This window comes from Variovorax sp. W1I1 (genome assembly GCF_030815625.1).
Lineage (GTDB): Bacteria > Pseudomonadota > Gammaproteobacteria > Burkholderiales > Burkholderiaceae_C > Variovorax > Variovorax paradoxus_C.
This window is the reverse complement of the sequence record NZ_JAUSWZ010000001.1, coordinates 4166073-4189196: the sequence shown is the minus strand read 5'-3', so window position 1 is coordinate 4189196 and position 23124 is coordinate 4166073. Positions and strand designations below refer to the sequence as shown.

General features: G+C 66.9%; 22 protein-coding genes. 6 read left to right on the top strand and 16 right to left on the bottom strand.

Going from position 1 to position 23124, the window contains the following annotated elements:
• Nucleotides 1-11: 11 nt before the first annotated feature.
• The 6 genes from QFZ83_RS19710 to QFZ83_RS19685 are packed head-to-tail and all read left to right on the top strand — an operon-like array spanning nt 12 to nt 7180.
• Nucleotides 12-2450, top strand: coding sequence for a xanthine dehydrogenase family protein molybdopterin-binding subunit (locus tag QFZ83_RS19710; RefSeq protein ID WP_013540205.1), 2439 nt, complete (start codon nt 12-14; stop codon nt 2448-2450).
• 27 nt (nt 2451-2477) lie between these two features.
• Nucleotides 2478-3269, top strand: a complete 792-nt coding sequence (locus QFZ83_RS19705) for a xanthine dehydrogenase family protein subunit M (RefSeq protein ID WP_307509307.1) — start codon at nt 2478-2480, stop codon at nt 3267-3269.
• A 58-nt stretch (nt 3270-3327) separates the two neighbouring features.
• Nucleotides 3328-4230, top strand: coding sequence for a MoxR family ATPase (locus tag QFZ83_RS19700; protein WP_307509305.1), 903 nt, complete (start codon nt 3328-3330; stop codon nt 4228-4230).
• A gap of 28 nt (nt 4231-4258) precedes the next feature.
• Entirely contained in the window at nt 4259-5473 is a 1215-nt protein-coding gene (locus QFZ83_RS19695; RefSeq protein WP_307509303.1) for a VWA domain-containing protein, read from the top strand.
• A gap of 29 nt (nt 5474-5502) precedes the next feature.
• On the top strand, nt 5503-6153 hold the full coding sequence (locus tag QFZ83_RS19690; RefSeq protein ID WP_307509300.1) for a CoxG family protein: 651 nt from the start codon (nt 5503-5505) through the stop codon (nt 6151-6153).
• A gap of 13 nt (nt 6154-6166) precedes the next feature.
• The gene (locus QFZ83_RS19685; RefSeq protein ID WP_307509297.1) at nt 6167-7180 is read left to right on the top strand and encodes an XdhC family protein; all 1014 of its coding nucleotides are present in this window, start codon (nt 6167-6169) and stop codon (nt 7178-7180) included.
• Between the two features lie 47 nt (nt 7181-7227).
• Here QFZ83_RS19685 and mnhG read toward each other — a convergent pair whose 3' ends face one another.
• The 16 genes from mnhG to QFZ83_RS19605 form a co-directional block, all read right to left on the bottom strand.
• On the bottom strand, nt 7228-7620 hold the full coding sequence (mnhG, locus tag QFZ83_RS19680; protein WP_013540211.1) for a monovalent cation/H(+) antiporter subunit G: 393 nt from the start codon (nt 7618-7620) through the stop codon (nt 7228-7230).
• Nucleotides 7617-7895: a K+/H+ antiporter subunit F gene (locus QFZ83_RS19675; RefSeq protein WP_013540212.1), complete on the bottom strand. Its 279-nt coding sequence runs from the start codon at nt 7893-7895 to the stop codon at nt 7617-7619. The genes mnhG and QFZ83_RS19675 overlap by 4 nt, the downstream gene beginning before the upstream one ends.
• Complete coding sequence (locus QFZ83_RS19670; RefSeq protein WP_307509294.1) at nt 7892-8383, bottom strand: Na+/H+ antiporter subunit E; 492 nt, start codon at nt 8381-8383, stop codon at nt 7892-7894. The genes QFZ83_RS19675 and QFZ83_RS19670 overlap by 4 nt, the downstream gene beginning before the upstream one ends.
• Nucleotides 8380-10089: a monovalent cation/H+ antiporter subunit D gene (locus QFZ83_RS19665; RefSeq protein WP_307509292.1), complete on the bottom strand. Its 1710-nt coding sequence runs from the start codon at nt 10087-10089 to the stop codon at nt 8380-8382. The genes QFZ83_RS19670 and QFZ83_RS19665 overlap by 4 nt, the downstream gene beginning before the upstream one ends.
• A complete protein-coding gene (locus tag QFZ83_RS19660; protein WP_013540215.1) occupies nt 10086-10448 on the bottom strand; it encodes a Na+/H+ antiporter subunit C in 363 nt (120 codons plus the stop codon). Before QFZ83_RS19660 ends, QFZ83_RS19665 begins: the two co-directional genes overlap by 4 nt.
• Entirely contained in the window at nt 10448-13390 is a 2943-nt protein-coding gene (locus tag QFZ83_RS19655) for a monovalent cation/H+ antiporter subunit A (RefSeq protein WP_307509288.1), read from the bottom strand. The genes QFZ83_RS19660 and QFZ83_RS19655 overlap by 1 nt, the downstream gene beginning before the upstream one ends.
• Before the next feature lie 77 nt (nt 13391-13467).
• Nucleotides 13468-13845, bottom strand: coding sequence for a fluoride efflux transporter CrcB (crcB, locus tag QFZ83_RS19650; protein WP_307509285.1), 378 nt, complete (start codon nt 13843-13845; stop codon nt 13468-13470).
• A 10-nt stretch (nt 13846-13855) separates the two neighbouring features.
• Nucleotides 13856-15157, bottom strand: coding sequence for a TRAP transporter large permease (locus QFZ83_RS19645; protein WP_306877800.1), 1302 nt, complete (start codon nt 15155-15157; stop codon nt 13856-13858).
• Nucleotides 15150-15659 carry a TRAP transporter small permease gene (locus tag QFZ83_RS19640; RefSeq protein ID WP_306877798.1) on the bottom strand — a complete coding sequence of 170 codons (510 nt, stop codon included), beginning with the start codon at nt 15657-15659 and terminating at the stop codon, nt 15150-15152. Before QFZ83_RS19640 ends, QFZ83_RS19645 begins: the two co-directional genes overlap by 8 nt.
• A gap of 21 nt (nt 15660-15680) precedes the next feature.
• The gene (locus QFZ83_RS19635) at nt 15681-16649 is read right to left on the bottom strand and encodes a TRAP transporter substrate-binding protein (RefSeq protein WP_307509283.1); all 969 of its coding nucleotides are present in this window, start codon (nt 16647-16649) and stop codon (nt 15681-15683) included.
• 143 nt (nt 16650-16792) lie between these two features.
• Nucleotides 16793-17113 carry a helix-hairpin-helix domain-containing protein gene (locus tag QFZ83_RS19630; RefSeq protein WP_307509280.1) on the bottom strand — a complete coding sequence of 107 codons (321 nt, stop codon included), beginning with the start codon at nt 17111-17113 and terminating at the stop codon, nt 16793-16795.
• 140 nt (nt 17114-17253) lie between these two features.
• Complete coding sequence (gene lapB / locus QFZ83_RS19625) at nt 17254-18432, bottom strand: lipopolysaccharide assembly protein LapB (protein ID WP_013540222.1); 1179 nt, start codon at nt 18430-18432, stop codon at nt 17254-17256.
• Nucleotides 18422-18763 (bottom strand): lipopolysaccharide assembly LapA domain-containing protein, encoded by a 342-nt coding sequence (locus tag QFZ83_RS19620; RefSeq protein WP_013540223.1) that lies wholly within the window; start codon nt 18761-18763, stop codon nt 18422-18424. Before QFZ83_RS19620 ends, lapB begins: the two co-directional genes overlap by 11 nt.
• A 49-nt stretch (nt 18764-18812) precedes the next feature.
• Nucleotides 18813-19220 (bottom strand): integration host factor subunit beta, encoded by a 408-nt coding sequence (locus QFZ83_RS19615; RefSeq protein WP_373424065.1) that lies wholly within the window; start codon nt 19218-19220, stop codon nt 18813-18815.
• Between the two features lies 1 nt (nt 19221).
• Nucleotides 19222-20910: a 30S ribosomal protein S1 gene (gene rpsA / locus QFZ83_RS19610; protein WP_013540225.1), complete on the bottom strand. Its 1689-nt coding sequence runs from the start codon at nt 20908-20910 to the stop codon at nt 19222-19224.
• 197 nt (nt 20911-21107) lie between these two features.
• Nucleotides 21108-23120, bottom strand: coding sequence for a bifunctional 3-phosphoshikimate 1-carboxyvinyltransferase/cytidylate kinase (locus tag QFZ83_RS19605; protein ID WP_307509277.1), 2013 nt, complete (start codon nt 23118-23120; stop codon nt 21108-21110).
• Nucleotides 23121-23124 lie beyond the last annotated feature (4 nt).

Here is a 23124-nt window from a genome sequence, read left to right as displayed (position 1 = left end):
GGAGCAACATCATGGGTGCCTCCGACTTCTCGAACCTGCCCCATATCGGTGAGGCCCTGCGGCGCAAGGAAGACTATCGCTTCCTGACCGGCGCAGGCAACTACACCGACGACATCACGCTGGCCAACCAGAGCCATGCGGTCTTCGTGCGCTCGCCGCACGCCCACGCGGTCATCAAGTCGATCGACATCGCCGAGGCCTCGAAGATGCCCGGCGTGGTCGGCATCTTCAGCGGCAAGGACATCGAGGGAAAGATGGGCGGCCTGCCCTGCGGCTGGCTCATCAACAACCCCGACGGCACCCCGATGAAGGAGCCGATGCACCCGATCCTCGCGATCAAGAAGGTGCGTTATGTGGGCGACCACGTGGCCATGGTTGTGGCCGAGACGGTCGAGCAGGCCAAGAACGCGGCCGAAGCCGTGGTGGTCGACTACGAGGTGCTGCCCGCGCTGGTGAGCGTGGCCGATGCCGCCAAGAAGACCGGCAGCACCACGCTGCACGACGAAGCGCCCGACAACCAGTGCTACAAGTGGGTGCTCGGCGACAAGGCGGCGGTCGACAACGTGTTCACCACGGCCGCGCACATCACCAAGCTCGACCTCGTCAACAACCGGCTCATTCCCAACCCGATCGAGCCGCGCGTGGCGATCGGTAGCTACAGCCGTGGCACCGACGACTACACGCTGTACGTGTCGAACCAGAATCCGCACGTCGAACGCCTCCTGATGACGGCCTTCGTGCTGGGCCTGCCAGAGCACAAGGTGCGCGTGATCGCGCCCGACGTGGGCGGCGGCTTCGGCTCCAAGATCTTCCTGTACGCCGAAGACGTGTGCCTCACCTGGGCCGCCAAGCAGCTCAACCGCAACATCAAGTGGACTGCCGAGCGCTCGGAGTGCTTCCTGTCCGACGCGCACGGCCGCGACCACGTGAGCCACGCCGAGATGGCGATGGACAAGGACGGCAAGTTCCTCGCAATGCGCGTGCACACCGACGCCAACCTCGGCGCGTACCTCTCGACCTTTTCGACCGCGGTACCGACCATCCTCTACGCGACGCTGCTCGCGGGCCAGTACACGACGCCACAGATCTACGTCGAGGTCGATGCGTGGTTCACCAACACCGCGCCGGTCGACGCCTACCGCGGCGCAGGGCGGCCCGAGGCCACCTACCTGCTGGAGCGACTGGTGTCGCGCTGCGCCTGGGAAATGAACCTGGGCCAGGACGAGATCCGCAAGCGGAACTTCATCACGACCTTCCCGTACCAGACGCCCGTGGCGCTGCAGTACGACACCGGCGACTTCCATGCCTGCATGGACAAGGCGCGGGTGCTGGCAGACGTCGAAGGCTATGCGCAGCGCAAGTCGGCGACCGAGGCCAAGGGCAAGCTGCGCGGCATCGGGTATTCCAGCTACATCGAGGCCTGCGGCATCGCACCGTCGAACATTGCAGGCGCGCTCGGCGCGCGGGCGGGCTTGTTCGAATGCGGCGAGATCCGCGTGCACCCGACCGGCAGCGTGACGGTGTTCACCGGCTCGCACAGCCACGGCCAGGGCCACGAGACCACCTTCGCGCAGGTCGTCGCGGCACGGCTTGGCATTCCGGTCGAGAACGTCGATGTGGTGCATGGCGACACCGGCCGCGTGCCCTTCGGCATGGGCACCTACGGTTCGCGCTCCATCTCGGTGGGCGGCGCGGCCATCATGAAGGCGCTCGACAAGATCGAGACCAAGGCCAAGAAGATCGCCGCGCACCTGATGGAGGCGAGCGATGCCGACATCGAGTTCGCCAACGGCGAGTTCACCGTCAAGGGCACCGACAAGAAGATCCCCTTCGGCCAGGTGGCGCTCACGGCCTACGTGCCGCACAACTACCCGCTCGACAAGCTCGAACCCGGCCTGAACGAAACAGCCTTCTACGACCCGACCAACTTCACCTTCCCGGGCGGCACCTACATCTGCGAGGTCGAGATCGACAAGCAGACCGGCGAAGTGAAGGTCGACCGTTTCACCGCGGTGGACGACTTCGGCACCATCATCAATCCGATGATCGTGGAGGGCCAGGTGCACGGCGGGCTGGTGCAGGGCATAGGCCAGGCGCTGCTGGAGAACTGCGTCTACGACAACGAAACGGGCCAGTTGCTCACCGGCAGCTTCATGGACTACGCGATGCCCCGCGCCGGCGACTTTCCGCAGTTCAAGCTCGACACCGTGTGCACCCCGTGCACCCACAACCCGCTGGGTACCAAGGGCTGCGGCGAGGCGGGGGCCATCGGCTCGCCGCCGGCCGTGATCAACGCGGTGCTCGACGCACTGGCGCCGCTGGGCGTCAAGGATTTCGACATGCCGGCTTCGTCCAGCCGCGTCTGGGAAGCCATGCAGAAGGGCGGCACGCCGCAGGACGCGCAAGCGCCCTCGCTCGCCGCCAGCACCCAAGGCCGTCCCGCTCCCTGAACAACAACACAGAAGGAATCACACCCCATGTACGCCTTCACACTCGAACGGCCAGCCACCGTGGCCGATGCGGCCAAACTCATTGCCGGTGGCGCCAAGCCGCTCGCCGGCGGCCAGACGCTCCTTGCCTCCATGAAGCTCAGGCTCTCCGCGCCCGAGCAACTGGTGGATCTGGGCGGTATCAAGGAACTCACCGGCATCAAGAAAGATGGCGGCACCATCACCATCGGTGCGATGTCGCGTCACCTCGACGTGGCGAACAACGCCGACGTGAAAGCCGCCTACCCGGCACTGGCCGACCTGGCTTCGCGCATCGGCGACCGGCAGGTTCGCGCGATGGGCACCATCGGCGGCTCGGTGGCCAACAACGACCCGGCGGCGTGCTATCCGAGCGCGGTGCTGGGCTCCGGCGCCACGGTCATCACCTCGAAGCGCGAAATTGCAGCCGACGATTTCTTCCAGGGCCTGTTCACCACGGCGCTGGAAGAAGACGAGCTGATCACCGCAATCCGCTTCCCTGTCCCGAAGCGCGCCGTGTACGAGAAGCTGCGCCAGAAGGCCTCGCACTTCCCGCTCGTCGGCATCTTTCTCGCGCAGTACGACAGCGGCGTGCGCGTGGCCATCACCGGCGCGGGCAACGGCGTGTTCCGCCATGCGGGGCTCGAGGATGCGCTCAACAAGAGTTTCACCGCGGCAGCCGCTGCGGCCGTGAAGATCGATGCGAGCGATCTCAATAGCGACCTGCACGCTTCGGCTGCTTATCGCGCGAACCTGATCAGTGTGCTGACCCAGCGTGCCGTGACGAAGGCGCTGGGCTGAAGCAACCCGCCGCCCACCGGAAGGCGCGACGCGCTCGCGTCTTCCGCTACCCTTTGCCATGATCTTCCCGACCATCGATTCCCTCTCCGAAGGCTTGATGCAGGCCGGCTATTTCGCCGACCGCCGCCTGGCGACCGCCGTGTTCCTCGCGCTCAAGCTGCAGCGTCCGCTGCTGCTGGAGGGCGAGCCCGGCGTCGGCAAGACCGAGCTGGCCAAGGCGCTGTCGAAGGCATTGAGCCGCGAGCTGCTGCGTCTGCAGTGCTACGACGGGCTGGAGCAACGCGAGGCGCTCTACGAATGGAACTACGCGGCGCAGCTGCTGCACATGCGCGCGGCAGAAGCCACCGGTGCGGCACGTGACGTGGAAGCCGAGGTCTATCAGCCGCATTACCTGATCCGCCGCCCGCTGCTGCAGGCGCTGCAGACGCCCGCACCCGGTGCCGTGCTGCTGATCGACGAAGTCGATCGGGCCGACGAGCCCTTCGAAGCCTTCCTGCTCGAGTACCTCGGCGAATACCAGGTGAGCATTCCCGAACTCGGCACGGTGCGCGCTGTCGTGCCGCCGGTCACCATCCTCACGAGCAACCGCACGCGCGAGCTCAACGATGCGGTGAAGCGGCGCTGTCTCTATCACTGGCTCGACTACCCCGAGCGCGAGCGCGAACTGGCGATCGTGCGGGCCCAGGTGCCACAGGCTGGCGAGAAGCTTTCGGCGCAGGTCGCTGCTTTCGTCGCGCGGCTGCGCGATGCGCCGTTCATCAATGCCTTCCAGCGCGCACCCGGCATCGCCGAGAGCGTCGAATGGGTGAGGGCGCTGATTGCGCTCGACACCGTCGAGCTCGATCCCGAGGTGGTGGTCGACACCGCCGGCATCCTGTTCAAGCAGCGCGACGACGTGGCGGCGCTCACGCGCGAGCTGGCGTCGGACCTCCTGAAACCCGAGGAGCCGGTCGCGCCCTGAGCGCGGCCGCAGACCGAGGCCGTTGCGCATGGCCGGCATCCAGCAACTCGGCGACGTCCGCAGCGGCAAGCTCGCCGGCAACATCACTGCCTTCGGCCGCGCGCTGCGCCGTGCCGGTGTGCGCACCGATGCGATGCGCATCGCGCTCGCCGCCGAAGCGGTCACCCTGGTTGGCGTGGAAGACAAGCTCGACCTGAGCGCCGCGATGGAAGCCGTGATGGTCAGCCGCGAGCAGGACCGCATGGTGTTCCGCGAACTCTTCGATGCCTGGTTTCGCGACCCGGAGCTGGCCAACAAGCTGCTCGCCCAGATGCTGCCTAGCGCCGAGGGCAAGGCCGAGCCCTCCAAACGCCGGCCGCGCGTGCGCGAAGCGCTGACCGCGCCGCGCGATCCCGCAAAGCCGGCGGTGGCCGCCAAGCCTGACAAGGAAATCGAGTTCGATGCCGCCATGACATCGAGCGGCCGCCAGCGTCTGCAGCATGCGGACTTCAACGCGCTCGGCGCCTCCGAATACCGTTTGGTCGAGCGGCTCGCGCGCGACGTGACGCTGCCGATTCCCTCGTTGCCTTCGCGCCGTTTGCGCGTGGCGGGCGATGCCGGCCGGCAGCATGCGCGCATGCACTGGCCCGGCGTGCTGCACGAGGCCGCGCGCACCGGCGGCGAGATCCTGCGCCTGCCGCGACTGTCTCGGCGGGAGCAACCCCTGCCGCTGCTGGTGCTGGTCGACGTGTCGGGTTCGATGGAGCGCTATGCGCGCCTGCTGCTCGCGTTTCTGCATGCGTCCACGCGAAGGGCCGGGCGGCGCGACGTGTTCGCCTTCGGCACCCGGTTGACCGACCTGACGCCTGCGTTCCGGCTCGCCGATACCGACGCCATGCTCGGCGCGGCCAGCCTCGCCATCGACGATTTCGCGGGCGGCACGCGGCTGGGCAGTTCGCTGGCCGAGCTCCGGCGTTTCCATGCGCGTCGCCTCACGGGCCGGCGCACGCTGGTACTGGTGATCAGCGACGGCCTGGACACCGGCGAACCCGCCGTGCTGGAGAACGAATTGCTCTGGCTCAAGCGTCATTCGCGCCGCCTGCTGTGGCTCAACCCGCTGCTGCGCTTCGAGGGCTACGCCCCTCTGGCGCGTGGGGCCACCGTGCTGCACCGCTACGCGGACGCGATGCTCGCGGTTCACAATCTCAGTGCCCTCCAACAACTGGCCGCCAGCCTCGCCGCGCTGATGCGGTCCGGTCGCTAGACCCCCAAATAAAACAAGGAAGAACCACCATGGAAATGCTCGGAAACCGCCGCCTCGGCGTCACCCAACAACAGGCCTGGGAAGCGCTCAACGACCCCGAGACGCTCAAGAAGTGCATTCCCGGCTGCGACAAGTTCGAGCTCACCGGCGACAACCAGTACAGCGTGGGGCTCGCACTGAAGATCGGTCCGGTGTCGGCCAAGTTCAGCGGCAAGGTGGTGCTGTCGGACATCGTGGCGCCCGATGGTTACAAGCTCACCTTCGAAGGGCAGGGCGGCGTGGCGGGCTTTGCGAAGGGTTCTTCTAGCGTGACGCTCAAGCCGGTGGCCGGTGCCGCCGAGGCGCCTGTCGCCGCAGATGCCGCCCCCGCTGACAGCGCCCCTGCCGAGGCCGCCCCGGCTCCGGCCGGCTGCGAACTCGACTACACCGTGCAGGCGCAGGTCGGCGGCAAGATCGCCCAACTGGGCCAGCGCCTGATCGACGGCGCCGCCAAGTCGACCGCCGACGATTTCTTCAAGCGCTTCGAGGCCGAAATGCAGAGCCGCTACGGCCCCCCGCCGTCCGCTGCCGGAGACGCGGCCGAGGCGCCAGCCGAGAAGGCCGGCATGATGTCCGGCCTCATGAAGAAGATGGGTCTGGGCAAGAAGGATGGCGATCCCGCATCGGACGACGCGAACTGAAGGCAACGACGCCATGGAAAACCTCGACGTCATGGTCCTGCGCACGCTGCGCGACTGGCGGCAGGCCGGCAAGCGCGCGCTGCTGACCACCGTGGTGCGCACCTGGGGCTCGTCGCCCCGGCCGGTCGGCTCGATCATGGCGCTGGCGGACGATGGCGCGGTGGTCGGTTCGGTCTCGGGCGGCTGCATCGAGGACGACCTGATCGCGCGCTACAGCCGCGCGCACGGCAACGGAGAGAGCGTGCCCTTGGGCACGCCGCCCGCACTCGTGAAGTACGGCATCACCGCCGACGAGGCGCACCGCTTCGGCCTGCCCTGCGGCGGTACGCTGGAACTGCTGCTCGAATACGACCCCGATGCCGCCGCGCTCGACACGCTCGTGGCCCAGCTCGAAAAAGGCCGGCTCATGCAGCGCACCGTGACGCTCGCGACCGGCGCGGTGAAGCTCACCGAAGCCACCGCACCCGACGAGCTCAAGGTGGACGACACCGAGCTCACCAACACCTTCGGTCCCGAGTACCGCATGCTGCTCATCGGCGCCGGCCAGCTCGCCGAATACCTCGCGACGATGGCCAAGTTCAGCGGCTTCGCGGTCACGCTGTGCGACCCGCGCGCCGAGTACCGCACCGCGTGGTCGCTGCCCGGCGTGACGATCACGACCGAGATGCCCGACGACGCGGTGCTGGCCTTCCGGCCCGACCTCCGCAGCTGCGTGGTCGCGCTCACGCACGATCCGAAGCTCGACGACCTTGCGCTGCTCGAAGCCTTGCAGAGCGATGCGTTCTACGTGGGAGCCATCGGCTCGCGCCGCAATGCCGAGGCGCGGCGCGACCGCATGATCGAGCACTTCGACCAGACCGACGAATCGCTCGCGCGCCTGCGCGGCCCCATCGGCATCTACATTGGCAGCAAGACGCCGCCGGAGATCGCGGTCAGCGTGATGGCCGAGATCCTTGCGGTGAAGAACACGGTGCCTCTGCCGCGCGAGATGGAAGTGGCACGCGCCAAGGAGCGCTTGGCCGCTTGAGACGGCGTTGGCCGCAGGCCCGCCAGCCCTTCCTTCTTCTCCTTCTTCTACTCTTCCTCGGCCATCCGTTTGGGGATCGGCGCCTGGTCCGACTGCGCAGAAGGAGGCACGTCGCCGCTCTTTTGCCGCTCGCGGAACAGCGCCGCGCGCATCAGGAAGATGGTGGTGACTGGCGTGGTGAGTGCCACGAACAGCACGATCAGCACTGCGTGAAGGAAGATGCCGTGGCTCTGCACCGAGAAATAGACGATGGTGGCGACCGTCATCGACCACACGCCGCCGGTGGCGCCCAGCGTGGGCGCATGGATGCGGCGAAAGAAGGTCGGCAGCCGTACCAGGCCGAAGGAGCCGATGGCCGCGAACGCGGCGCCCAACACCACGAACACCGCGGTGACGATCTCGGCCCAAAGCGGCAACGGACCCAGGACAGGATCGGTCATTCGATCACCTCCCCACGCAGCAGGAACTTGGCCATCACCGTCGAGCCCACGAAGCCGAACAGCGCGATCAGCATGGCGGCACCGAAGTACACGTCGCTCGCGTAGACGATGCCCAGCACCAGCATCATCAGCATGCCGTTGATGTAGAGGCAGTCCAGCGCCATCACGCGGTCTTGCGCGGAGGGGCCGATCAGGAGGCGGGTGAGGGCGCACAGCATCGCCACCGCCAGCAGGAACAGCGCGAACTTGAGCGACCAGAAGAGGATGGGCGTCATGATTCGAAGATCTCCATCAGCGGGCGTTCGTAGCGGGTCTTGATCTGCGCGATGAAGGCGGCTTCGTCCTCCAGGTCGAACACGTGGATCAGCAGCACGCTGCGGTCGAAGGCGACCTCGCCCCAGGCGGTGCCGGGCGTGAGGCACATGATCATCGCGAGCACCGCGAGGCCGTTGGGGTCGCGCATGTCCAGCGGGATGAGGACAAACTTCGACTGGATCTGTTCGCTGCGCCGGCTGAGCAGCGCGCGCGTGACCGCGAACACCGAGTGCGACATGTCGTAGAGCACGACCAGCCAGAGTTTCAGCGCCACGCCGGGGCGGCGCATGCGCACCGTGGCGGGCCGCAGGCCCTTGGTCAGCAGCGGCACCACGATGGCCAGCAGCACGCCGGACACCAGCGTGCTGGCCTCGACCGACTGGTTGAGCAGCAGCCATACGATGAAGAGCGCGAACGACAGCGGCGGCGAAGGAATCAGGCGTTTCATGGCGTGGCGCCCTTCACGTCGGCCTTCGGCGGATTCGGCACCTGCCGCGCGCTCATCACCGCCGCGCGGTAGGCGCCGGCCGTGCGCAGGCCCTCGGCGGTGGCCATCGCATGGCGCATGACCGGCTCGGCCCACACGGTGAGCGCGATGCATGCGGCGATCAGTCCGGCCACGGGCAGCACTTCAACTGCGGGCAGCGAGGGCAGGTTCCCGTGCGGCTGGGTCCAGAAGTGGCGGATGCCGGTGCGCGTGAGCGCGATCAGCGCGAGGAAGCCGGAGGCGATCAGCAGCACGAGGAAGGTCCAGCCCGCGACGTTGATCGCCGCGCTGCCGCCCATGAGCCCCGAGAGCATCGCGAACTTGCCGACGAAGCCCGACAGCGGCGGCAGCCCGGTGAGCAGCAGCGTGCAGATCATGAAGCTCAGGCCGAGGAAGGCGACGCCGGCCGGGATGGCGCGGCCGTAGAGCGCCTGCGCGTCGTCGTCCAGGTTCACGTCGTCGAGCGCGCGCAAGTCTTCCGCAAGAAACGGCGCGTTGCCCGCGGCCTCGTGCGGCGCCACGCTCATGCCGGCATTGCGCCAGCGCTCGATCATGTCGGTGAGCAGGAAGAAGGCGCTCACCGCGAGCGTCGAACTCAGGAGGTAGAACAGCGCGCCGGCCCACACCGCTGGTTGGCCGAGGCCCACCGCCGCGAGCAGCGTGCCGGCCGAGATCAGCACGCTGAAGCCCGCGAGGTTCGACAGGCGCTGCGTGCCGACGATGCCGATGGCGGCGACGAAGAGCGTGGCGATGCCCGCGCCGATCAGCACCACCTGGCCGAACGCCGCCGAGTCGCCGGTGTCGGGCGCGAACAGCACGGTCCACAGGCGCAGCACGGTGTAGACGCCCAGCTTGGTGAGCAGCGCGAACACCGCGCCCACCGGCGACACCGCCGCGCTGTAGGCCGGCACCAGCCAGAAGTTGAGCGGCCACGCGCCGGCCTTGGCGAAGAAGGCGGTGAAGAGGATGACGGCGGCGGCGTGCACCAGGCCGCGGTCGGCCGGCGCGATCTGGGCGATGCGCATGCCCAGGTCAGCCATGTTCAGCGTGCCGGTGGCGCCGTAGAGCATCGACGCGCCGATGAGGAACAGCGACGAGGCCGCGAGGTTGATCGCGATGTAGTGCAGCCCGGCCTGCACCCGCAGCCGCCCCGAGCCATGCAGCAGCAGCCCGTAGGAGGCGGCCAGCATCACCTCGAAGAACACGAAGAGGTTGAACAGGTCGCCGGTGAGGAAGGCGCCGTTCAGGCCCATGAGCTGCAGCTGCAGCAGCGGATGGAAATGCACGCCCGCGCGGTCCCAGCGCGAGGTGGAATAGATGGACGCGGCGAAGGCGACCACGCCGGTGAGCGCCACCATCATGGTCGAGAGCCGGTCGGCCACCAGCACGATGCCGAAGGGCGCGCGCCAGTTGCCGGGCAGGTAGACGCCGATGGAGCCCGCCCCGCCGCCGGTGTCGGCCGCGTTCACCCAGCGCAGCAGCGCGAGCGCGGCCAAAAGGCCCACCAAGCCCGAGACGACGCTCAGGAACGACTTGGCGCGGCGCCGGTTCTCGCCCAGCAGCAGCATCAGCGCGGCGGTGAGCATCGGCACCAGGATCGGCACCGCCACCAGGTGCGGCATGCTGAATTCGAGCAACTGGTCGAGAAGGCGGAAGAGTTCGCTCATTCGCGCGCCTCTTCCTGTTCCTGGCGTTCTTCGCCGTCCACATGGTCGGTGCCCGTCAGCCCGCGCGAGGCCAGCAGCACCACGAGGAACAGCGCGGTCATCGCGAAGCCGATGACGATGGCGGTGAGCACCAGCGCCTGCGGCATCGGATCGGCGGTGTTGGCGAGCGTGGCCGCGAAGCCGGGGATCAGCACCGGCTCGCTGTCGACCTTGAGCCGGCCCATGCTGAAGATGAAGAGGTTGACCGCGTACGAGATGAGCGTGAGGCCCATGATCACCTGGAAGGTGCGCGGACGCAGCAGCAGGTAGACGCCCGAACCGGTCAGTACGCCGATGGCGATGGCGAGCACGATTTCCATCAGTGCGCTCCCTCCACAGCCTCGGATTCGGCCTGCGCTTCCTTCTCGGCCTGTTCGTCGGCCCAGCGGTGGCTGCGGATGGACTGGTGGGCCAGCGCGGTGAGGATCAGCATGGTGGCGCCGAGCACCAGCGCGAACACGCCAATGTCGAAGAAGAGGGCGCTGGGCACGTGGATGTCGCCGAGCACCGGCAGGTGCAGATGCGCGGTGTGCGTGGTGAGGAACGGATAGCCGAAGAACACCGCACCGCTGCCGGTCGCGAGCGCGAACAGGAGGCCGATGGCGATCCAGCGGCGCGGGTAGATGCGCAGGTGCTCCTCGACCCACTCGGTGCCCGAGACGATGAACTGCAGAACCAGTGCCACCGACATCACCAGCCCCGCGACGAAGCCGCCGCCCGGCGCGTTGTGCCCGCGCATGAAGAAGTAGACCGACACCAGCACCGACAGCGGCAGCAACAGGCGCACCAGCACGGCCGGCACCATGAGGTAGCCCACGGCGGTGTCCTTGGCGCGGCGCGGATTCAAGAGATCGCTGCTGCCGTCGTCGGACTGCGCGCGCTGCTGCGGCGGCAGCGCCATCGATTCGACGGCCGGACGAAAGCGCCGCAGCAGCGCATACACGGTGAGTGCGACCACGCCGAGCACCGTGATCTCGCCGAAGGTGTCGAAGCCGCGGAAGTCGACCAGCATCACGTTGACCACGTTGGTGCCGCCGCCCTCGGTGAGCGCACGTTCCAGGAAGAAGGGCGAGATGCTCTGCGGGAAGGTGCGCGTCATCATGGCCCAGGCCAGCGCCGCCATGCCGCCGCCGGCCACGATGGCCACCAGCAGGTCGCGCCCGCGCCGACCCCAGGGGCGAAGGCGGGCGCGCGCGGGTTGAATGACGTCCTTGCTGCGCATCGGCAGCCAGCGCAGGCCAAGGAGGATCAGCACCGTGGTCACCGCCTCGACCACCAACTGCGTGAGCGCGAGGTCGGGCGCCGAGAACCAGATGTAGGTCACGCACGAGACCAGGCCCGCACCCGCGGCCAGCATCAGCGCGGCGAGGCGGTGGAACTTGGCCTGCCAGGCCGCGGCGATCGCGCAGACGCCGCCGATCAGCCAGGTCATGGCGAACATCGGCGAGAACGGCAACAACTCGCGCGTGCCGGTGCCCGCGGGTGTCTGCATCAGCGCGGCGAAGGCGCCGGCCACCGCCACGACCACCAGCAGCAAAAGCTGCGTCTGCATGCGGCGCGTGCCGAAGAGGCGGCGGCTGCGCCGGCCGGCTTCGCTCAGGAGCGCAAGCAGGTGCTCGAAGATGACCTGGCCGTCGAAGCGGTGCAGAAGCGGCGTGTGTTCGAGGCCGCCACCTGCGCGGCGGCGGCGCTGCAGCAGGTAGAGCGCTGCGCCGCCCGCGAGCGCCACGAAGCTCATCACGAGCGGCAGGTTGAAGCCGTGCCACACGGCCAGGCTGTATTCGGGCAGCGTGCCGCCGACGACCGGGGTGGCGGCCGCCGCCAGCATCGGCCCGACGGACCACGCCGGTGCGACGCCCACCACAAGGCAGATCAGCACCAGCAGCTCGACCGGCACGCGCATCCAGTGCGGCGGCTCGTGCGGATGCTTGGGCACTTCGTCGCCGCACGGCGGGCCGAAGAACACGTCGAACACGAAGCGCGCCGAATACGCCACGCTGAAGATGCCGGCGATGGTCGCGATGACCGGCAGGCTGAAATCGACCCACGGCGTGGACTGGATGAACACCGTCTCGGCGAAGAACATTTCCTTCGAGAGAAAGCCGTTGAGCAGCGGCACGCCGGCCATCGAGGCGCTGGCAATGATGGCCAGCGTGCCGGTGATCGGCATGAGCCGCATCAGGCCGCTCAGCTTGCGGATGTCGCGCGTGCCGGTCTCGTGGTCGATGATGCCGGCGGCCATGAAGAGCGAGGCCTTGAAGGTCGCGTGGTTCATGACGTGGAACACCGCCGCCACGGCTGCGAGCGGGCTGTTCAGGCCCAGCAGCAGCGTGATGAGCCCGAGGTGCGAGATGGTCGAGTAGGCCAAGAGCGCCTTCAGGTCGCGCTGGAACATCGCGATGAAGCCGCCGAGCAGCAGCGTGATCGCACCCGCGCCGCCCACCAGCCAGAACCACTGCTCGGTGCCCGAGAGCACGGGCCACAGGCGCGCCATGAGGAACACGCCCAGCTTCACCATCGTGGCCGAGTGCAGGTAGGCCGACACCGGCGTGGGCGCGGCCATGGCGCGCGGCAGCCAGAAATGGAACGGGAACTGCGCGCTCTTGGTGAAGGCGCCGAGCAGCACCAGCACCAGCGCGACCGGGTAGAGCGCATGCGCGCGGATCAGGTCGCCCGAGGCCAGCACCACGTCGAGGTCGTAGCTGCCGACGATGCGCCCCAGCACCAGCACGCCGGCCAGGAGGCAGAGGCCCCCCGCGCCGGTGACGGTGAGCGCCATGCGCGCGCCGCGCCGCGCATCGCGCCGGTGGTGCCAGTAGCCGATCAGCAGGAACGAGAAGAGGCTGGTGAGCTCCCAGAACAGCACCATCTGAATGAGGTTGCCCGAGAGCACCACGCCCATCATCGCGCCCATGAACGCGAGGAAGAACGAGAAGAAGCGCGGCACCGGATCGGAGGCCGACATGTAGTAGCGCGCATAGAGCACCACCAGCGCGCCGATGCCCAGCACCAGCATGCAGAACAGCCACGCGAAGCCGTCCATGCGGAACACGAGATTCAGGCCGAGAGCGGGGATCCATTCGATTTCTTGCCGCAGCACATTGCCGTGCGCGATCTGCGGAAAGAACCATGCAACCTGGATGGCGCAGCCCAGTGCGACGAGGCCCGCGAGGGTCGACTCCCTGTTGCGCGCGTTGGACGGCATCAACGCGGCCAGCACGCTGGCGATGAAGGGGAGTGCGACGAGAAAGACCAGGGGCATTGCGGTCGATTCTATCGGCGGCCCCTATGGAAGCTCTTATCTATAACCGCAGGACATAAGGCGGTTTTTGGAGGCGATCAGGCCGAGAACGCCTGCACCGTGCGGATGCCCACCCAGGTGCAAAAGAGCGAGCCGCCCAGGTGGGCCGAGGCCGTCAGCATGGCCACGCCGAGCCGGCCTTCGAGCAGCATGGTCGTGACCTCGGCCGAGAAGCTCGAGAAGGTCGTCAGGCCGCCGAGAAAACCGGTCACCAGCGCGAGCCGCCAGACCGGATCGAGGTCGGGCAGCAACTGGAACGCGGCGATGGCGATGCCGATGAGATAGCCGCCGATCAGGTTGGCCGCCAGCGTGCCCCACGGCATGAGCCCGCCAACGCCGAACCAGAGGGCCAGGCCCCAGCGGGCCAGGGCGCCGATGGAGGCGCCGACGCAGATCGCAAGAATCGGAAGCAGCATCCCTTTATTGTCAGGGCGCCATTTGCTGGGGCAGCCACGTGACCAACTGCGGCACGAAGTAGATGAGCAGCACCGCCGCCACCATCAGGAAGAACATCGGCAGCGTCACGCGTGCGATGTAGAGCAGGTCCTTGCCCGTCATGCCCTGCAGCACGAAGAGGTTGAAGCCCACCGGCGGCGTGATCTGCGCCATCTCGACCACCAGCACGATGAAGATGCCGAACCACACCGGATCGATGCCCGCCGCGGTCACGGTCGGCATGATCACGCCCATGGTCAGCACCACCATCGAGATGCCGTCGAGAAAACAGCCGAGCACGATGTAGAAGGCCGCCAGCATCAGGATGAGTTGGAACTTCGAGAGGCCCAGCGAGCCGATCCACTCGGCCAGATGCCGCGGCAGGCCGATGTAGCCCATGGCCAGCGTGAGGAAGGCCGCGCCCGCGAGGATCAGCGCCATCATGCAGTAGAGGCGCGTGGCGCCCAGCAGCGCTTCCTTGAAGCTGTGCCAGGTGAGCGACCCCTGTGCGCCCGAGATGACCATCGCGCCGACCACGCCCACGGCCGCCGCCTCGGTGGCCGTGGCGATGCCCGCGTAGATGGAGCCGAGCACCGACAGGATCAGCAGCGCCACGGGGATCAGCGACATCGAGGCCTTGAGCTTCTCCTTGAAGGGCAGCTTCGCGTCGGCCGGTGGCACCTTGTCGGGGTTGCGCAGTGCCCAGAACACGATGTAGCCCGAGAACAGCAGCGCGAGCAGGATGCCCGGGATGACGCCCGCGATGAAGAGCCGCGCGATCGACACGTCCGCGCTTACCCCGTAGACGATCATGATGATCGAGGGCGGGATCAGGAGCCCGAGCGTGCCGGCGCCGGCCAGCGTGCCGATGACCATGTCGTCGGGGTAGCCGCGGCGCTTGAGCTCCGGCAGACTCATCTTGCCGATGGTGGCGCAGGTGGCGGCGCTGGAGCCCGACACCGCGGCGAACACCGCGCAGCCCACCACGTTGGTGTGCAGCAGTCGGCCCGGCAGGCTTTGCATCCAGGGCGCGAGGCCCTTGAACATGTCCTGCGAAAGCCGCGTGCGGAACAGGATCTCGCCCATCCACACGAAGAGCGGCAGCGCGGTGAGCGTCCAACTGGAGGCCGAGCCCCAGATGGTCACGGCCATGGCGTCGCCGGCAGGGCGCGACGAGAAGATCTGCATGGCGATCCACGCCACGCCCGAGAGCGTGAGGCCGATCCACACGCCGCTGCCCAGGATGAGGAAGAGCGCGGCGATCAGGAGGCCCGCGATGGCGATGTCACTCATGGCGCAGCGCCTCCGTGTCTGCGGCCTTGGCGGGGCGGCCGCGCCACTCGATCACGAACTCGTCCAGTGATGCGATGGCAAAGACGATGACGCCGAACGCCATCGACAGCTGCGGTATCCATAGCGGCGTGGCGTCGTTGCCGGTGGAGATGTCGTGGTAGTCGAGCGATTGCCAGACCAGCCGCACGCTGTACCAGGCAAAGAGCAGTGCGAGCAGCGCCGCGGCGCCCATGGCCCAGCGTTCGAGCCAGCGCTGCGCTGCGGGCGGCAGCTGCTGCAGCACCAGCGTCACGCGGATGTGCTCGCCGCGCTTGAGCGTGTGCGAGAGCGCGAGAAAACCCGCGCCGGCCATCAGGTAGCCGGCGTAGGCGTCGATGCCCGGGATGTTGAAGTGAAGTTGCCGGCCGATGATGGACAGAAGCACCATCACCAGCAGGCCGATCATGAAAAGCGCCGCCAGTGCGGCGGCGCTCATGTAGAGAAGATCAAGCGTCTTGCGCATCGGATGCAGTTCTAGACCCGATCACATCTTCTTGTAGGCGTCGATCACGGCCTGGCCTTCGGGGCCGGCCTTTTCGGTCCACTCCTTGATCATGGTGTCGCCGACTTTCTTCATGTCGGTCTTGAGCTGCGCCGAGGGCACATGCACCGTCATGCCGTTCTTCTTGAGCAGGTCGAGGTATTCGACGTTCTTCTTCTTCGAGAGGTCCCAGCCGCGCTTCTCGGCATCGGCCGCGGCCTTGAGCACTGCGTCCTGCGTGGGCTTGTCGAGCGCGTCGAAGGCCTTCTTGTTCATGAGCACCGCGTTCTTCGGGAGCCAGGCCTGGGTGTCGTAGAAATTCTTGATGTACTCGAAGGTCTTGGTGTCGTAGCCGGTGGAGCCGGAGGACATGTACGACTCGATCACGCCGGTGGCCATGGCCTGTGACAGCTCGGCCTGCTGAACCGTGACGGGCTGCGCGCCGACGAGTTCGCCGATGCGCGCCGTGGCGGGGCTGTACGCGCGCCATTTCACGCCCTTCAGGTCGGCGGCCGATGCGATTTCCTTCTTCACGAAGATGCCCTGCGGCGGCCACGCCACCGTGTAGAGCAGCTGGATGCCTTGCTCGGCGAGCTTCTTCTCGAGCGCGGGCTTCTGCGCCTGGTAGAGCTTCCAGGCGGCGTCGTAGCTGTCGGCTAGGAACGGAATACCGTCGGCACCGAACATCTGCCATTCGTTCTGGTAGTTCACCAGAAGGATCTCGCCGAGCTGCGCCTGGCCGCCTTGCACGGCGCGCTTGATCTCGGGCGCCTTGAAGAGCGACGCGTTGGCATGCACGGTGATCTTGAGCTTGCCGCCGCTGCCCTTGTCGACATCGCTTGCGAACTGGGTGATGTTCTCCGTGTGGAAGTTGCTCGCCGGGTAGGCGGTGGGCAGGTCCCACTTGGTCTGCGCAAAGGCTGCTGCGCCGAGGGTCAGGCCAGCGAGGGCAATGCCGAACTTGTGATTCATGAGCGCTCCGGAACGTATGAAAGTGAAAACGAAAATGAGCATACGTGCAAATTCCGGGCCATCTCTGAGGCATTTCCCTGCCTTGGTGCACGCATGAAAAAGCCGCCTCGAGGGCGGCTTTTGCGGTTGCTATATATGCGGGATCAGGGCTTGGCAGCTTTGGGGGCCTTCGCTTCCTTGGCTGCCGCGGGCGCCGCGCCGCCGAAGGCCTGGCCATTCACCGTGAGGCCTTCGGCCGAGAGCTTCTGGGCCTTCTTCTCCTTCACGCCCTTCACACGTTGCATGAGGTCGGGCCAGTCCTTGAATTCGCCTTGCTTGCGCGCCTCGAGGATGCGCTTGGACATGGCGGGTCCGACGCCATTGAGGCCGTCGAGCTCGGCTTCGGTGCCCTTGTTGACGTCGACGGCAGCGAACGAAGCGGCCGCGAACAGCATGGCCGAGAGGGCCAGGATCTTCTTGAACATGATTGAAAAACTCCCTGATTTGTTGGTATGACTGACAGCCGACAAACACGTCGGCTGGCGTTCAACGAGGCCAGGGAAAGGGGCGTTGACGAGGTCGCCGCCCTGGTGACCATTGTTCCGAAACGTGGTCGGAACCTTGCTCAGAGTTCTTCGACGCGGCGCGGCGGATAGCTGTCCCAGGCCTGGCAGCCGGGGCAGTGCCAGAAGTACTGGTGCGCCTCGAAACCGCAGGCGGCGCAGCGGTAGCGCATCAGCGGGCGGGTGGCCTGGTCGAGCGCGCGTTGCACTTGCGGATGGAACTGCTCGTGCTCGAACTTTTCGCCCGCGAGCCAGCGCGATGCGGCGACCAGCGAGGGCTGGTGCGCGAGGTGGGCGATATAGCCGTCGCGCGGAGCGGGCGGCTGTTGCTCATCGGCGGCGGCCGTCGCCGACGGCGTGCCGCCGAGTGCGATCAGCGCTTCGAGCACATCGATCGATGGCGAGTCGGCATAGCGCCGCTGCAGCAGCGCGAGCGCCTCGGCTTCGCGGTGCGCTGCCACCGCCGCCTGTTGCAGTGCCGCGGCGTACAGGGGCAGCGCGAGCGGCGCGGTGTCGCTCAGTGCCACGAGCGTGTCGAAGGCTGCGGCCGCGTTGCCGTTGCGCAGTTGCAGGTTGGCAGTGTCGATGGCCGGGCGCGGCGCTTGCGGGGCGAGCTCGACGGCCTGCGCGAGCAGCTTTGCTGCTGCGGGTAAGTCGCCGGCTGCCACGCGTTCGGTCGCTTGCTCGCAGAGGTGATGCGCGCGGCGCGTGGCGTAGCTGGCCTGGTCGGACTCGTCCAGCTTCTGTGCCACATCGGCGGCCTGGGCCCATTCGCGCGAACGCTCGTAGATCGCAAGCAGCGAGAGGCGCGCCTCGTTCTCGTAGCGCGTGCCTTCCAGCTTCTGCAGTGCGGCTTCGGCGCGGTCGAGCAGGCCGGCGCGCAGGAAGTCTTGTGCGAGTGCGTGCTGCGCGCGCTCGCGATCCGTGCGGCTCAGGTCGCCGCGGCCGAGCAGGTGCTCGTGCACGCGCACGGCGCGCTGGTATTCGCCGCGGCGGCGGAACAGGTTGCCGAGCGCGAAGTGCAGCTCTTGCGTGTCGGGGTCGTTCTGCACGGCCTCGATGAAGGCATCGATGGCCTGGTCCTGTTGCTCGTTGAGCAGGAAGTTCAGGCCGCGAAAGTACGCCTTGGGCGCCTGCCGGTTCTCGAGCTTGAGCTGGCGGATGTCGAAGCGCGATGCGAGCCACCCGAGCACGAAGGCGACGGGCAGACCGATCAGCAGCCAGCTGGGATCAAAGTCCATGTTGACGTACGGCGGGAAGGTCGGTGGCGGAGATGGACGGTGCCGCGGCCGGGGCGGGCACGGCCGTCGATGCCGTTGTTGTGGAGAGGGCTTCGGTCGCCGAGGGTGCTTGTGCTGCCGCAGCGGCGCGGTGTTTCCACCAGCCCGGCAGCATGCCCAGGGCGCCCACCACGAGCCCGCCGGCAAAGGCCGCGAGCACGACGAGCACCAGCGGTGCGCGCCAGTGGGTGCCGAAGAAGAAGTAGACGGTCGCGTCGTGCTGGTTGTTCAGCGCGAAGGCGAAGAGCGTAAAAAAAATGGCTGCCTTGAGCAGCCACAGGAGGTATTTCATTGCCATTCCCGTTGCCGGAGGCATTCTACGTTTGCATCATCCACGCGGATCAGGCCTTGTGGCCCTTGGCTTCCTTGGCGTCGAGCTCCGCGGTCTTCGCATCGACAGCCTCGCGCAAGGCCTTGCCTGGCTTGAAATGCGGCACCCGCTTTTCCGGGATCTGCACGCTCTCGCCCGAACGCGGATTGCGTCCGATGCGCGGCGGACGCCGGTTGACCGAGAAGCTGCCGAACCCGCGGATCTCGATGCGATGCCCGCGCACCAATGCGTCGCTCATCGCGTCCAGGATGGTCTTGACGGCGTATTCGGCATCGCGGTGCGTGAGCTGCGCAAAGCGCGCTGCGAGTTCTTCGACGAGGTCAGAGCGGGTCATAAGGCCAGTGCAGAGAAAACGTGGACGAAAAAAAAGACAGAGTGGCCAAGCTGAGCGCCTGGCCTGCTCTGTCTTCGGACTCAGCTTACTTGCTGTCGTTGTTGTCGAGCTTGGCGCGCAGCAGGGCGCCCAGACTCGTCGTGCCCGCGTTTTCGCGTGCCGACTGCTGGCTCAGGTTGGCCATGGCGCCTTGTTCGTCGACCATGTCCTTCTGCTTGATGGACAGCTGGATGTTGCGGGTCTTGCGATCCACGTTCACGACGATGGCGGTGACTTCGTCGCCTTCCTTCAGCACATTGCGGGCATCTTCGACGCGGTCGCGCGAGATTTCCGAAGCACGCAGGTAGCCGAGGATGTCTTCGCCCAGGTCGATTTCAGCGCCGCGGGCGTCAACCGTCTTGACCTTGCCGGTCACGATCTGGCCCTTGTCGTTCACGGTGGTGAACGTGGTGAACGGGTCGCTGTCGAGCTGCTTGATGCCCAGCGAGATGCGCTCGCGGTCGACGTCGACTGCCAGCACGATCGCTTCGACTTCCTGGCCCTTCTTGTAGTTGCGAACGGCGGTTTCGCCGGCTTCGTTCCACGAGAGGTCCGAGAGGTGAACCAGGCCGTCGATGCCGGCAGCCAGACCCACGAACACGCCGAAGTCGGTGATCGACTTGATCGGGCCCTTGACGCGGTCGCCACGCTTGGTGTTTTGCGCGAACTCTTGCCACGGGTTGGCCTTGCACTGCTTCATGCCCAGGCTGATGCGGCGCTTGTCTTCGTCGATTTCCAGGACCATGACTTCGACTTCGTCGCCCAGCGAGACGATCTTGTTCGGAGCGATGTTCTTGTTGGTCCAGTCCATTTCGGAGACGTGCACCAGGCCTTCGATGCCGGGTTCGAGTTCGACGAACGCGCCGTAGTCGGCAATGTTCGTGACCTTGCCGAACAGGCGGGTCGATTGCGGGTAGCGGCGCGAAACGCCCATCCAGGGGTCGTCGCCCATTTGCTTCAGACCCAGCGAGACACGGTTCTTTTCGGTGTCGAACTTGAGGATCTTGGCGGTGATTTCCTGGCCGGCCTGAACGACTTCGCTCGGGTGGCGGACGCGGCGCCATGCCATGTCGGTGATGTGCAGCAGGCCGTCGATGCCGCCGAGGTCCACGAACGCACCGTATTCGGTGATGTTCTTGACCACGCCGCGGACAACAGCGCCTTCCTTCAGGGTTTCCATCAGCTTGGCGCGTTCTTCGCCCATGCTGGCTTCGACCACGGCACGGCGCGACAGCACGACGTTGTTGCGCTTGCGGTCGAGCTTGATGACCTTGAATTCGAGGGTCTTGTTCTCGTACGGGGTCAGGTCCTTGATCGGACGCGTGTCGATCAGCGAACCCGGCAGGAATGCGCGGATGCCGTTGACCAGGACGGTCAGACCGCCCTTGACCTTGCCGCTGGTGGTGCCGGTGACGAAGTCGCCCGATTCCAGGGCCTTCTCGAGGGCGAGCCACGAAGCGAGGCGCTTGGCGGTGTCGCGCGAGAGGATGGTGTCGCCGTAGCCGTTTTCAACGCTGCCGATCGCAACGGAAACGAAATCGCCGGCCTGGACTTCGAGTTCGCCCTTGTCGTTCTTGAACTCCTCGATCGGCACATACGCTTCGGACTTCAGACCGGCGTTGACGACGACGTGGTTGTGTTCGACGCGCACGACTTCGGCCGTGATGACCTCGCCGGTGCGCATTTCGGAACGCTTCAGGGACTCTTCGAATAGGTCGGCAAAAGATTCAGACATTTATGGTTCCTTCCGTCAGGCAGGGTTGGCAGGCGCTCTTGCGAAATTGCGTGCGGCTGCTGTGGATCTGGAGACGGCGGTTTTGCGGGCTGGTGCCCGGGTTGGTTGAACAACCAGAAGGCCGGTGCGCTGTCGCGCGAAAAGAGCCTGCTGGAGCGGTAGGCGCCAGCCGGAACATTCCGGTTGGCGCGAGCCTTTCAAGCGGACTTGAAGGGCTGTACTTGCTGCCACCACTCCAACACCGTGCCGATCGATTTTTCGATGGACAGCTGGGAGTTGTCGAGGTGGCGGGCATCCTGCGCCGGCTTCAGAGGCGCGACGCTGCGGGAGGAGTCCCGGGCGTCACGTGCTTCCAAGTCGGAGCGAAGACTGTCGAGTGTAGTCGAAATACCCTTTGAAATCAACTGCTTATGACGCCGTTCAGCCCTCTGGGCAGCGCTGGCGGTGAGGAAGACCTTGAGCGAGGCGTCCGGGAAGATCACAGTGCCCATGTCGCGGCCGTCGGCGACCAGGCCGGGGAGCTGCCGAAAGCGCTGTTGCAGCGCCAGGAGCGCCTCGCGGACCGCGGGCAGCGTCGAGACGCGCGAGGCGTCCATGCCGGCCGCTTCGGTGCGGATCTCGTCGCTCACGTCCTCACCGTCCAGCATCACCTTGCCCTCGGTGAACTGGAGGGGGAGGGCGGCTGCCAGCGCGGCGATCTGCGCCTCGTGCTGCGCATCGGCGCTGAGACCGGCGCGGCGCATGGCCAAGCCAGTCACGCGGTAGAGCGAGCCCGAATCCAGGTAGTGGTAGCCGAGCAGGCGCGCCACTTCGGCCGCGAGCGTGCCCTTGCCCGAGGCGGTCGGGCCATCGATGCAGATCACCGGCACCTCGGCGGCCTCGGCGACCGAGAACAGGGTTTCGAAGTAGTCGGGGAAGGTCTTGGCGACGCAGTGCGGCTCGAGGATGCGCACCGGCACGCTCGCCGGGTTGAACGCCGCGAGCGAGAAGCACATCGCCACGCGATGGTCGTCGTACGTGCGGATGCTCGCCGCCTGCCAGCCGGCCTGCGCGAGCGGGTGCACGCGGATGAAATCGGGGCCGGCCTCGACCGTGGCGCCGAGCTTCCGGAGCTCGTTGGCCATGGCGTCGATGCGGTCGGTTTCCTTGACGCGCCAGCTGGCGATGTTGCGCAGCGTGCTCGGGCCATCGGCGTAGAGCGCCATGACGGCGAGCGTCATCGCCGCGTCGGGAATGTGGTTCGCGTCGAGGTCGATGGCCTTGAGCGGCCAGGCGCCGCGCCGCACTTCGAGCCAGTTCGGACCGCTGTCGACTTCCGCGCCCATCTGGCGGGCCGCATCGATGAAGCGGATGTCGCCCTGGATCGAATCGGCGCCCACGCCTTCGATTCGGATGCCGGTCTTGCCGGAAACACCCGTGGCGATAGCGCCCAGTGCTATGAAATAACTAGCAGAAGAGGCGTCGGCCTCGACGTGGATGTCGCCCGGCGAGCTGTAGCTGCTGCCGGCGGGAATGGTGAACCGCTCCCAGCCGTCGCGCCGCACCGTGATGCCGAAGCGCGCCAGCAGGTTCAGCGTGATCTCGATGTAAGGCTTGGAGATCAGCTCACCGACCACCTCGATCACGATGTCGTTGCGGGCTGCGAGGGGCAGCGCCAGCAGCAGGGCCGTCAGGAACTGGCTGGAGACGTCCCCGCGCACGCGGATCGGCGCATGGAGCGCCAGGTCCTCGTGGTCGACAGGGTGGATGCGCAGCGGCGGGTAACCGGGGTTGCCGAGGTAGTCGATGTTGCAGCCGAGCTGGGTGAGCGCATCGACCAGGTCGCCGATCGGCCGCTCGTGCATGCGCGGCACGCCGCTCAGTTCGAAATCGCCGCCCAGCAGCGAGAGCGCGGCCGTCAGCGGGCGCATCGCGGTCCCGGCGTTGCCGAGGAACAGCGGCAGCAGCGCCCCGCTGGACTTCAACTGGCCGCCAAGGCCTGTGATCTGCAGCGTGCTCCCCGAAGGCTGGATGCCGCAGCCGAGCGCGCGCAGGGCGTCGAGCATCACGCGCGTGTCGTCGGAGTCGAGCAGGTCGTGGATCGTGGTGGTGCCGCTCGCGAGTGCGGCGAGCAGCAACACACGGTTCGAGATGCTCTTGGAGCCCGGCAGCCGGACCGTGCCGGCGGCGCCCACGAGGGGCGGGAGGTCGAGGAAGGCGGTCGAGAACATGAGG

Excerpts from the sequence above, each read along its gene's own strand:
- QFZ83_RS19710 (WP_013540205.1), top strand. The coding sequence starts at position 12 with ATGGGTGCCTCCGACTTCTCGAACCTGCCCCATATCGGTGAGGCCCTG.
- QFZ83_RS19705 (WP_307509307.1), top strand. The coding sequence starts at position 2,478 with ATGTACGCCTTCACACTCGAACGGCCAGCCACCGTGGCCGATGCGGCC.
- QFZ83_RS19700 (WP_307509305.1), top strand. The coding sequence starts at position 3,328 with ATGATCTTCCCGACCATCGATTCCCTCTCCGAAGGCTTGATGCAGGCC.
- QFZ83_RS19695 (WP_307509303.1), top strand. The coding sequence starts at position 4,259 with ATGGCCGGCATCCAGCAACTCGGCGACGTCCGCAGCGGCAAGCTCGCC.
- QFZ83_RS19690 (WP_307509300.1), top strand. The coding sequence starts at position 5,503 with ATGGAAATGCTCGGAAACCGCCGCCTCGGCGTCACCCAACAACAGGCC.
- QFZ83_RS19685 (WP_307509297.1), top strand. The coding sequence starts at position 6,167 with ATGGAAAACCTCGACGTCATGGTCCTGCGCACGCTGCGCGACTGGCGG.
- mnhG (WP_013540211.1), bottom strand. The coding sequence starts at position 7,620 with ATGACCGATCCTGTCCTGGGTCCGTTGCCGCTTTGGGCCGAGATCGTC.
- QFZ83_RS19675 (WP_013540212.1), bottom strand. The coding sequence starts at position 7,895 with ATGACGCCCATCCTCTTCTGGTCGCTCAAGTTCGCGCTGTTCCTGCTG.
- QFZ83_RS19670 (WP_307509294.1), bottom strand. The coding sequence starts at position 8,383 with ATGAAACGCCTGATTCCTTCGCCGCCGCTGTCGTTCGCGCTCTTCATC.
- QFZ83_RS19665 (WP_307509292.1), bottom strand. The coding sequence starts at position 10,089 with ATGAGCGAACTCTTCCGCCTTCTCGACCAGTTGCTCGAATTCAGCATG.
- QFZ83_RS19660 (WP_013540215.1), bottom strand. The coding sequence starts at position 10,448 with ATGGAAATCGTGCTCGCCATCGCCATCGGCGTACTGACCGGTTCGGGC.
- QFZ83_RS19655 (WP_307509288.1), bottom strand. The coding sequence starts at position 13,390 with ATGCCCCTGGTCTTTCTCGTCGCACTCCCCTTCATCGCCAGCGTGCTG.
- crcB (WP_307509285.1), bottom strand. The coding sequence starts at position 13,845 with ATGCTGCTTCCGATTCTTGCGATCTGCGTCGGCGCCTCCATCGGCGCC.
- QFZ83_RS19645 (WP_306877800.1), bottom strand. The coding sequence starts at position 15,157 with ATGAGTGACATCGCCATCGCGGGCCTCCTGATCGCCGCGCTCTTCCTC.
- QFZ83_RS19640 (WP_306877798.1), bottom strand. The coding sequence starts at position 15,659 with ATGCGCAAGACGCTTGATCTTCTCTACATGAGCGCCGCCGCACTGGCG.
- QFZ83_RS19635 (WP_307509283.1), bottom strand. The coding sequence starts at position 16,649 with ATGAATCACAAGTTCGGCATTGCCCTCGCTGGCCTGACCCTCGGCGCA.
- QFZ83_RS19630 (WP_307509280.1), bottom strand. The coding sequence starts at position 17,113 with ATGTTCAAGAAGATCCTGGCCCTCTCGGCCATGCTGTTCGCGGCCGCT.
- lapB (WP_013540222.1), bottom strand. The coding sequence starts at position 18,432 with ATGGACTTTGATCCCAGCTGGCTGCTGATCGGTCTGCCCGTCGCCTTC.
- QFZ83_RS19620 (WP_013540223.1), bottom strand. The coding sequence starts at position 18,763 with ATGAAATACCTCCTGTGGCTGCTCAAGGCAGCCATTTTTTTTACGCTC.
- rpsA (WP_013540225.1), bottom strand. The coding sequence starts at position 20,910 with ATGTCTGAATCTTTTGCCGACCTATTCGAAGAGTCCCTGAAGCGTTCC.
- QFZ83_RS19605 (WP_307509277.1), bottom strand. The coding sequence starts at position 23,120 with ATGTTCTCGACCGCCTTCCTCGACCTCCCGCCCCTCGTGGGCGCCGCC.